Below are 9591 nucleotides of genomic sequence, written 5' to 3' on the forward strand. Positions count from 1 at the left end.
AGAGGAAAAGCAGGGAAGGGCGGAATGGTGAACACCATCCCGCCCCGGTGGTTTACATCATTGGCCGTTCGGCGTGGACCTTCACTTCTTTCAGGTTCTTGTCGAAGGCGTCGGTGAGCAGGCAGTCGTAACGCATGGCGTCGTACTCGTTGATGGCGTCTACCTGGCTCTCGTTGATGATGCCCTTGCGGGCCGCATCCTGCAGTTTCTCCAGCACGGTCTTGCCTTCCAGCTGACCTTTGCCTTCCGCTTTCAGATACGCCAGGAAGCCGGGTTCCACTTCCAGCAGCTTGTTGAACGTGGCTTCCACGCGGCCGATGGAATCCTCCGGATCCTGGGAGATATAGGCGGGTTCCGCCAGCGCATCACGCACCGAGCTGGGTTCCATGATCATCTGCCCCAGAGTGCGTATCTGATCGTCGCTGGGTGCCTGCGCCTTGCAGGGGCGACCCAGCGGGAAGAACAGGCGCTTGAGCACGTGGCCGATGCCGAAGAAACCGAAGTTGCGCGAGAACGCTTCCAGGGAGTCGTGGGTCCGGCTGAAGGCCAGCCGCAGCGCATAGTGCGCATGGGCATCGTTGGCCTCATCGCGGGGCAGGGTGGCGTGGTACTTGAGAATGGCGCAGGCAATCAGCAGCTGGCTGTGCACATCACCCAGGCGGGCAGACAGCAGCTCGCGCCGCTTCAGATCGCCGCCCAGCAGCGCCAGGGCCATGTCCGAGACGCTGGCCAGTACCGCACTGTAGCGGCTGACCAGACGATACCAGGGCGCACTGAACGCATCGGAATTGCCGGGGGCATCAGACAGGTAGGGGCCCGCCAGAGCCTGCACGATGGCACTGCTGATATTGCCCAGGGTATGGCCTGCATGGGAGAAGAACAGGTCATCGAAGTCCTGTAGCCCCTGCTTCTTGTCTTCCGCCTGGATGGCTTGCAGTTCGTCATAGAGGAACGGATGACAGCGCATGGCCCCCTGCCCGAAGATCATCAGTGAGCGGGTGAGGATGTTGGCCCCTTCCACGGTGATGGCAATGGGGGTGGACTGATAGGGCAGGGCCAGGAAGTTACGTGGGCCCAGCTGAATGCCGCGACCACCGGCGATATCCATACCGTGGTTGATTAGCTCACGCATCATTTCGGTGGCATGGTATTTGGCCATGGCGGTAACCACGGACGGCGCTCCGTCTTCCAGCGAACGGGTCACCAGATGGCGGTAGGCTTCCAGGGTGTAGGCCAGTGCCGCCACATCGGCGGACGCTTCCTGTACGCCCTCGAATTCGCCGACTGCCGTATTGAACTGGCGACGAATGCGACCGAAGGCACCGGTCATGCGGTAGCCCATTTCGCCACTGGCGGTGGCCAGCGCGGGCAGGGAGACGCCGCGGCCGGCACCGAGACATTCAATCAGCATGCGCCAGCCACGGCCTGCCATATCCGGACCGCCGATGATGGCATCGAGAGGCACGAACACATCCTTGCCGTTGATGGGGCCGTTCATGAACGGGGAGCCGGGGTAGTGCCGGCGGCCGATCTCCACGCCTTTGGTATCGGCGGGAATCAGTGCGCAGGTAATACCGAGTTCTTCCGTGTCACCCAGCAGTTTTTCCGGGTCATAAAGCTTGAAGGCAAGGCCGACCACCGTGGCCACCGGGGCCAGGGTGATCCAGCGCTTGGCGAAGTTCAGGCGCATGCCCAGCACTTCCTTGCCGTCGATCTTGCCTTTGCAGATGACGCCGGTATCGGGAATGGCGCCGGCATCGGAACCGGCTTCCGGCCCGGTAAGGCCAAAGCAGGGAATCTCGTCACCCTTGGCAAGGCCGGGCAACCAGCGGTCTTTCTGCTCCTGGGTGCCGTATTCCGCCAGCAGTTCGCCTGGGCCGAGAGAGTTGGGCACCATGGCGGTGACGGCGGCGGTGAGCGAGCGGGTGGCAATCTTGCTCATGATGCGGCTTTGCGCATAGGGCGAGAACGCCTTGCCGCCGTACTCAGTGGGAATGATCAGGCTGAAGAAGCCCTTATGCTTGAGGAAGTCCCAGACCTCTTCGGGCAGGTCTCGCAGTTCGTGGAAGATCTGCCACTCATCAAGCATGTCGCACAATTGCACCACTTCGTTATCAATGAAGGACTGTTCGTCATCGGTGAGCGTGGTGAATTGAATGTGGGCGAATTTTTCCCAGTCCGGACGGCCGGAGAACAGGTCGGCTTCGAACCAGGTGGTGCCCGCCTCGATGGCTTCGCGTTCGGTATCGCCAATGGCAGGCATGACTTTGCCCAGCGCGTTGTAGACCGGTTTGGTGATGAACTTCTGGCGCAGGTCCACGTGGTTGAGCACGGTAACGCCGGCGGCGAGCAGAATCAGGGAAATGGGATGGAACAGCCAGGAAGCGAGGAAGCCGCAGAGCAGCCACACAATAACGAAAACGGCACTGCCAATGCCTCGGCTGATTTGCTGATAGAAGAGGGTCATCAGCGTGGCAATTAACAACACAATAGCCAATAGGCTAAGCATGGTGATCTCCTTTGCCTGGGTGGAATACCTTCCAGCATGCGGGTGCCGCCATGGAGAGGGCGTGAAACTGTCGCCATGAACTTCAAACCGCACACCTGTCTTTCAGTCTAACGCGCAGATGGCATAAGTTGCACAGGATTTAACCGGATTTAATCTGGATGATGCCTTACACTTGGCGCCACTTTGAATGCGTTTTCAGGAGCATAGCGTTGCAGCCGAACAGCCCTATCATTGAAGCCACCGAGCAGAATATTCAGCAAATTCTTGAGCAATCCCAGCAAATCCCGGTGATCGTGGATTTCTGGGCCAGCTGGTGCCAGCCCTGTTTGCAAATGGCGCCGATCCTGGAGCGGCTGGTCAATGAATACCAGGGCAAGGTGCTGCTGGCGAAAGTGAATGCAGATGAGCAGCAAATGCTGGCCAGCCAGTTTGGTGTGCGCAGCCTGCCCAGCCTGAAACTGGTGTACCAGGGGCAATTGGTCAGTGAGCTGGATGGCGCCCAGACGGAAGGCGCGCTGCGCCAGTGGCTGGCACCGGTAGTTGACCCTGAAGCTGCGCAACAGCAACAAGAAGAAGGTTTTATCGAGCAGGTGCGCATGGCCATCGAGGCGGGCCACACGGAGCAGGCGGAAGGTGCGCTACGGCAGACTCTGGAACAGAGCCCGGACAAGCATGCCATTCGTGCCCTGCTGGTGGAGTTGCTGTTGGGGGAAGGGCGCCTGGATGATGCCCAGTCGGTGCTGGCGCAAGTGACAGAAGATGCGGAACCGTTACGCCCGTTCCGGGCACGTTTCGCGTTGCTGGAAAAGCTGGAAGGGACCGGGCAAAGTCTGGCGGAGCTGTCCGCCCGTATCGCCGACAAGCCCACCCCGGAAGATCTTTATGCCTACGGCTTGCAGGCCGCCGCGGCGGGCCAGTTCGAAGCGGGGCTTGAGTCGCTGCTGACGCTGCTGCGTGATTATCGCGATTTCCGCGACGGGGTGGCCCGCAGTGCGCTGCTGGAAGTGTTTGAATGCCTTCCCAAAGGCGACCCTTTAGCCAGTGAATATCGCCGCAAGATGTTCAACTACCTCTACTGAGCCTGCCTCCAACTTCCTCCCCGCGGGCAGCGGATGTCCCCGTTGCCCGTGTCTATCCTGCCTGCTTTTCCGTGCTGACGGCGATTGCCGGGCCGCTGCTCGCCCGCTGTTTTTTGGTGCGTGATTCGCTTTCCCTCCCTGTGTAAGGCCGGATCTCTGCGCCACTTTGATGCCAATAGTGTTCACCCGTGGTGCGCAAATAAAGTGCAGTGTTCTTTTGTGGTGCGGCATGAATTCTATTCAGTGCTAACTGATTGAAATGGCGTGCACTATTTTGTGGCCTGATTCTTGAATGCCCCTTGTCGGTGCAAACTTCCGGCACGTGTTGTGTTGGTGCATGAGGACGAGGAGATACCGAATGAAAATGCTGACTGCGGTGGTCAAGCCGTTTAAGGCCGAAGAAGTGCGCGATGCGCTGGCCCAGGTCGGGGTGCAGGGCATGACGATTACCGAAGTAAAGGGGTTTGGGCGCCAGAAAGGGCACACCGAACTGTATCGGGGGGCGGAGTACGTGGTGGATTTTGTTCCCAAAGTGAAGCTGGAGCTGGCGGTCCGTGAAGAGCAGCTGGACCAGGCGATCGAGGCAATCATGAAAGCGGCCGGCACCGGCAAGATCGGTGACGGCAAGATTTTCGTGACTGACCTGGAGCAGGTGATCCGCATCCGTACCGGTGAAACCGGCAGCGAAGCCATTTAAGGGGCCCGACGATGAAAAAATTGATAGCTGTATTGTTGATGTTGCCTTCGCTGGCGCTGGCCGATGGCCTGGATACCGGTGACAGTGCCTGGATTCTCACCGCCACCGCGCTGGTGCTGTTCATGACGCTGCCGGGCTTGAGCCTGTTCTACGGCGGCCTGGTGCGCGCCAAGAACATTCTGTCTGTTTTGATGCAGTGTTTCGCCATTACCTGCGCGGTGTCGCTGGTGTGGCTGATTTGCGGTTATTCCCTGGCGTTTTCCGATGGCGGCAGCATGAATGCCTGGATCGGTGGCCTGGACCATGTGTTTTTTTCCGGGATTACCCGGGAGACGCTGGAAGGCACCTTGCCGAAAAGCCTGCACGGGCTGTTCCAGATGACTTTTGCCATCATTACGCCAGCCCTGATCGTCGGTGCTTTTGCCGAGCGCATGCGCTTCGGGCCGATGCTGGCGTTTTCCGTGCTCTGGCTACTGGGGGTGTATATCCCGGTGTGTCACTGGGTCTGGGGCGGCGGCTGGCTGGCTGACCTGGGGCTGTATGACTTTGCCGGTGGTACCGTGGTGCATATCACTGCCGGTGTGGCAGCGCTGGTGGCCGCCGTGGTGCTGGGCAACCGTAAAGGCTTCCCGACCCAGGGCATGATGCCGCACAACATGACCATGACCGTTACCGGTGCCGGCATGCTGTGGGTGGGCTGGTTCGGTTTCAATGGTGGTTCGGCCCTGGCGGCCAATGGTGATGCGGCCATGGCCATGCTGGTGACACACATTTCTGCGGCCGCCGGTTCGCTGGCCTGGATGGCCATGGAATGGAAAAAGTTCGGCAAACCTTCTGCCCTGGGCATTGCTACCGGCATGGTGGCGGGCCTGGGCACAATTACCCCGGCATCCGGCTTTGTCAGCCCGGCTGCGGCCCTGGTGATTGGCCTGTCCGCTGGTGTCATCTGCTTCTACATGGTGATTTTCGTCAAGCACAAGCTGAAGATTGACGATTCCCTGGACGTTTTCCCGGTCCACGGCATTGGTGGCATCCTGGGTACCTTGCTTGCCGGTGTGTTTGCTTCCACGGAACTGGGCCTGTTCTCCGGTTACGGCTTTGCCAAGCCGGAGTACACCATGCTGGATCAGCTGGGCGTCCAGGCACTGGGCGTGGTGGCCACCTTTGTCTATACCGCACTGGTAACCTGGGTATTGCTCAAGCTGATAGGCCTGTTTGCACCATTGCGTGTGACCGGCGACGAAGAGACACAGGGGCTGGATATCGCCCTGCATGAAGAGCGTGGCTACGACCTCTGATTGTCTGTTTGAAGCTGATTTAAGGCGCTCGAAAAGCCCGGCATTTTGCCGGGCTTTTTTGTCCTATAAGGACACATCTGCGGCTATTGCCACCCTCTGAGCCTTTCTATAAGGTACGGGTAAGTTTCGAACGCTCGTTTGAATTGGCTAGCAGCAATAAAGCCTGTGCCAGCCCTGTGAAAGGGGGCGTCGAAGTCATATCGATAGGTTTAAGGAGAAACAAGAATGAGCCTGGAATTTCTGTCTGACGAGTGGTTTGCAAAAGTAAAAGAAATCCGTGATGGCGCGGGTAATGTTGAAGCGCCGGCAGCACTGGCTGACCTGGTAATCAACATCACTGTTAATGCTGACGGTGGCGACAAAGAGCTGGCTCTGGTGGGCGGCATGATCGAAGAAGGTCATCACGCTGACGCTCCGACTACCATGATCCTGCCGGCCGACCTGGCCAAGCGCATCTTCATCGAAGGTGACCAGTCTGCAGGCATGCAAGGCTTCATGAGCGGCCAGATCCGCATTGAAGGCGACATGAGCAAGCTGATGGCTCTGCAAACCGCACAGCCTTCTGCTGATCAGGTTGCCCTGATGAAGCAGATCCAGGACGTGACCGCGTAATACCGCGTTTTCGTTCCATGACAATGCCCGCCTTGTGCGGGCATTGTTGTTTTAGGTGATGTCAGCAACATGCTGAACGGTAGCGTGGAATGGATTACGCGTCGCGTGTGTGATTCAGATTCTGCAATGGCGTGGCCACGGCCACCGGCTGAACGCATACCTGATCCAGCCAGCCGTGCGCACTGCGCTTGCCCGCATCCAGATAATCTCTGAGCGAGTCTTGCCAAGGCTCGGCATAGAAGGCCATGCATAGCGGTTGTCGGCGTAGCGGATCGTGGGCAACGCAAATATGCTCCATTGACGCCGCCGCCAACAAATCCTGAGTCATGGCTGTGGGCAGGGTCAGCAGGTCACAGGGCAGGCACAGGCACAGGCCGTGGGCTTCCCCCAGAGCGGCTTCCAACCCGGCCAGTGGTCCAAGAAAACCGTCGCGCCGATCCGCGACCACCTGATCGGCCCAGGCTTGATAGCGGTCAGCATTGCGATTGGCACTGATCACAATGCGGGTGGGGCGGGGGAGTAGATTATCGAGCATGTGAGCGACCAGTGGCTTGCCATCCACCTCCACCAGTCCCTTGTCGGCACCGCCCATGCGTTGCCCCTGCCCGCCGGCCAGAATGATTAAAGTATAGTCGATCATATTGCCTTCTCGTCGTGCTCTCGCGTTGGGTTCCGGGGCGAATCGGCTATGCTCTGCGCGCGCGTTGGGCGATGCTGACAGCCTGTTTTTGCCAGCCCCGAGTGCAGACACGTTTCAGGGACATTATGTGACTACCGCCGTAATCATCTACCGATTTAGCGCGCTTTGCGCCGCTCCTGCCCGGGCTACCAGCCGCGTGAACCGCAGCTGGAAATGGCTGATGCGGTGGAGGACGTGATTGGCAGTGGTGCCACTTTGCTGGTGGAAGCGGAAACCGGCACAGGTAAGACGCTGGCTTACTTGGTGCCTGCGCTGCTGTCTGAAGGCCCGACGTTGGTATCCACTGGCACCAAGAGCTTGCAGGACCAGCTGTTCTTCAAAGACCTGCCCATGGTCAAGAAAGCCCTGAACTTGCCAAGAAAAGTGGCGCTGTTAAAAGGTCGCGCCAACTATCTATGCCCGTACCGGCTGGAATTGCATCAAGAAGACGCCCGTTTTCTGACCCGTGAAACCGTTGGGCAGATGCAGGTTGTGGCGCACTGGGCTGGGCGCACCCGCACCGGTGATATTGCCGAACTACAGCAGATTCCAGAAGATGCTCCCGTGTGGCCTTGGGTCACCAGTACTGCGGACAATTGTCTGGGTACGGAGTGCCCTCGCTATAATGAATGCCCGTTGATGAAGGCGCGCAAAGAGGCCCAGGAAGCGGATTTGGTGGTAGTGAATCACCATCTGTTTTTTGCCGATGCGGCTTTGCGTGGCAATGGTGCGGCTTCTGAATTATTGCCCACGGCCAACACGGTGATTTTCGATGAGGCGCATCAACTGCCCGAAATTGCCGCGGCGTTTTTTGCGGATACCCTGAGCACCCGGCAGATTCAGGAACTGGGCCGCGATAGCCTGTCGGAAGCCGGGCATACCGCTGCCGATCTGGCAGAGCTGAATCGCCTGGTCGCCGCCGTGGATAAAGGGGGCATGGACTTGCGTTTGAGCCTGGGTGACGGTGAGCGCCGTGAGCCCTGGACGGAAGTGGCCGATAACAAGGCGGTGGTTGAAGCCGGGGAAACCCTGCTGCAGGCCTTGCAGGAGCTGGACGCCTTCCTCGGACCGCTGGCCAAGGCGAGCAGAGGCATGGACGCCTGTTCCCGGCGGGCCAGTGAGCAGGTGGATTGCCTGGCGGCCTACCTGAAAGGCGGCCAGCCCAACCGGGTGTACTGGTTTGAGACGTTCAAACGTTCCGTAGTGTTGCACAGCACGCCGTTGTCTGTGGCCGCGCAGTTGCGCGCCCAGCGTGAACGTCATCCTTGTAGCTGGATTCTTACCTCCGCCACCCTGTCAGTGGGCGGACGCTTTGAACATATTCAACACCGCCTGGGGCTGGACTCTGCTCGTACCCTGCGTCTGGAAAGCCCCTTCGATTTCAAACGCCAGGCGGTCTTCTATGCCCCGGAAGGCCTGCCGGCGCCCAACGACCGCGAGTACACCGCGCAACTCACCAACGCCATGGTGCCGGTCATTAATGCAGCCAAGGGCCGCACTTTTTTCCTGTTTACGAGTCACAGAGCATTACGCGAAGCCGCCGGCATCCTGCGCCAGAAAATTGATTTCCCTTTGCTGGTGCAGGGCGAGTCCGGTCGGCGTGAGCTGCTGGAGGCCTTCCGGGAGAAGGGCAATGCCGTGTTGTTGGGCACCAGCAGCTTCTGGGAGGGCATTGATGTCCGCGGTGAAGCCCTTAGCTGTGTGATCATTGATAAACTGCCGTTTGGCTCCCCCGGCGACCCTGTGGCCGCCGCGCGTATCGAACACATTAACCGCAACGGCGGTAATGCGTTCCGCGATTACCAACTTCCCCAGGCGGTGCTGGCCTTGCGTCAGGGGGCCGGGCGGCTGATTCGTGATCCGAAAGACACCGGTTTATTGGTGGTGGCGGACCCGCGATTGTTAACGCGCAGTTATGGCAAGTTGTTCGTCAACAGCCTGCCCAACATGACCCGCACCCGTAAGCTGGACGTGGTGCAACGGTTTTTTGATTATCTGGCCCGGCAGGGCCTGGAAGCGGAAAAGATGGAATCATGACGCGCATACTCGCACTGGAAACCGCAGGCGAAACCTGCTCGGTGGCATTGCTGGACGATGGCAATGTGATCGAACGCTTTGAACACGCGCCACGGCGACAGACCGAGCTGGTGCTGCCAATGGTCGAAGGGCTGCTGGCCGATGCCGGGGTGCGGTTGAAGGATCTTGATGGCATTGCGTTCGGCCATGGCCCGGGCGCGTTCACGGGCGTGCGCGTGGCTGCGGCGGTGACTCAGGGTCTGGCGTTTTCGGCGGACCTGCCGGTGGTGGGGATTTCCACCCTGGCGGCCTGCGCACTCAGTGCGCAGGCGATACAGGCGCATTCCCATGTGATTGCCTGTTTCGACGCACGTATGGGCGAGGTGTACCTGGGCGCCTATGAGTGTGAGGACGGCGCGGCCAGTGCCGTTCTCAACGATGGCCTGTTTAACCCCGATGCCTTGCCGGATCTGCCGTCGGCGGACTGGATGATTATCGGTTCCGGGCTGGTCTATCAGGATGCGCTGGTGGCGGCCTATGGCGCAAGCCGCTGCGTTATTGACGCACACCCCCATGCGAAAGCGGTGGCCCAGCTGGCATTATCAGCATTCGAACGCGGAGAGGGTGTCAGTGCGGAACAGGCGCAGCCAGTCTATTTGCGAGACCAAGTGATTCAGGGAGCTGTACGATGATCAACTGGG

At 59.4% G+C, this 9591-nt stretch carries 8 protein-coding genes; 6 read left to right on the forward strand and 2 right to left on the reverse strand.

Annotated features, from left to right (window positions below; translation table 11 throughout):
• Positions 1 to 52: 52 nt before the first annotated feature.
• Entirely contained in the window at positions 53 to 2509 is a 2457-nt protein-coding gene (locus ADG881_RS00810) for an acyl-CoA dehydrogenase (RefSeq protein WP_007148888.1), read from the reverse strand.
• Between the two features lie 209 nt (positions 2510 to 2718).
• Here ADG881_RS00810 and ADG881_RS00815 point away from each other — a divergent pair, with 209 nt between their 5' ends.
• The 4 genes from ADG881_RS00815 to ADG881_RS00830 all read left to right on the forward strand — a co-directional run bounded on the left by ADG881_RS00815 (position 2719) and on the right by ADG881_RS00830 (position 6195).
• Positions 2719 to 3588 (forward strand): tetratricopeptide repeat protein, encoded by an 870-nt coding sequence (locus ADG881_RS00815; RefSeq protein ID WP_007150250.1) that lies wholly within the window; start codon positions 2719 to 2721, stop codon positions 3586 to 3588.
• 358 nt (positions 3589 to 3946) lie between these two features.
• Positions 3947 to 4285: a P-II family nitrogen regulator gene (locus ADG881_RS00820; protein ID WP_007149270.1), complete on the forward strand. Its 339-nt coding sequence runs from the start codon at positions 3947 to 3949 to the stop codon at positions 4283 to 4285.
• 11 nt (positions 4286 to 4296) lie between these two features.
• Positions 4297 to 5583, forward strand: a complete 1287-nt coding sequence (locus tag ADG881_RS00825; protein ID WP_007149892.1) for an ammonium transporter — start codon at positions 4297 to 4299, stop codon at positions 5581 to 5583.
• A gap of 225 nt (positions 5584 to 5808) precedes the next feature.
• The gene (locus ADG881_RS00830; protein WP_007150082.1) at positions 5809 to 6195 is read left to right on the forward strand and encodes an SCP2 sterol-binding domain-containing protein; all 387 of its coding nucleotides are present in this window, start codon (positions 5809 to 5811) and stop codon (positions 6193 to 6195) included.
• Between the two features lie 94 nt (positions 6196 to 6289).
• On the opposite strand, the gene ADG881_RS17175 is transcribed toward ADG881_RS00830, so the two are convergent.
• The gene (locus tag ADG881_RS17175; protein ID WP_007149153.1) at positions 6290 to 6835 is read right to left on the reverse strand and encodes a molybdenum cofactor guanylyltransferase; all 546 of its coding nucleotides are present in this window, start codon (positions 6833 to 6835) and stop codon (positions 6290 to 6292) included.
• 213 nt (positions 6836 to 7048) lie between these two features.
• Here ADG881_RS17175 and ADG881_RS00840 point away from each other — a divergent pair, with 213 nt between their 5' ends.
• Both ADG881_RS00840 and tsaB read left to right on the forward strand, forming a co-directional pair.
• Complete coding sequence (locus ADG881_RS00840; RefSeq protein WP_083787501.1) at positions 7049 to 8911, forward strand: ATP-dependent DNA helicase; 1863 nt, start codon at positions 7049 to 7051, stop codon at positions 8909 to 8911.
• Positions 8908 to 9582: a tRNA (adenosine(37)-N6)-threonylcarbamoyltransferase complex dimerization subunit type 1 TsaB gene (gene tsaB, locus ADG881_RS00845; RefSeq protein WP_007150850.1), complete on the forward strand. Its 675-nt coding sequence runs from the start codon at positions 8908 to 8910 to the stop codon at positions 9580 to 9582. The genes ADG881_RS00840 and tsaB overlap by 4 nt, the downstream gene beginning before the upstream one ends.
• Positions 9583 to 9591 lie beyond the last annotated feature (9 nt).

Origin of the sequence: Alcanivorax sp. DG881 (assembly GCF_000155615.1) — a bacterium.
Lineage (GTDB): Bacteria > Pseudomonadota > Gammaproteobacteria > Pseudomonadales > Alcanivoracaceae > Alcanivorax.

Bases quoted from the DNA above. Each gene is read 5' to 3' on its own strand.
- tsaB (WP_007150850.1), top strand. From the start codon at position 8,908: ATGACGCGCATACTCGCACTGGAAACCGCAGGCGAAACCTGCTCGGTG.
- ADG881_RS00820 (WP_007149270.1), top strand. From the start codon at position 3,947: ATGAAAATGCTGACTGCGGTGGTCAAGCCGTTTAAGGCCGAAGAAGTG.
- ADG881_RS00830 (WP_007150082.1), top strand. From the start codon at position 5,809: ATGAGCCTGGAATTTCTGTCTGACGAGTGGTTTGCAAAAGTAAAAGAA.
- ADG881_RS00825 (WP_007149892.1), top strand. From the start codon at position 4,297: ATGAAAAAATTGATAGCTGTATTGTTGATGTTGCCTTCGCTGGCGCTG.
- ADG881_RS17175 (WP_007149153.1), bottom strand. From the start codon at position 6,835: ATGATCGACTATACTTTAATCATTCTGGCCGGCGGGCAGGGGCAACGC.
- ADG881_RS00810 (WP_007148888.1), bottom strand. From the start codon at position 2,509: ATGCTTAGCCTATTGGCTATTGTGTTGTTAATTGCCACGCTGATGACC.
- ADG881_RS00840 (WP_083787501.1), top strand. From the start codon at position 7,049: ATGGCTGATGCGGTGGAGGACGTGATTGGCAGTGGTGCCACTTTGCTG.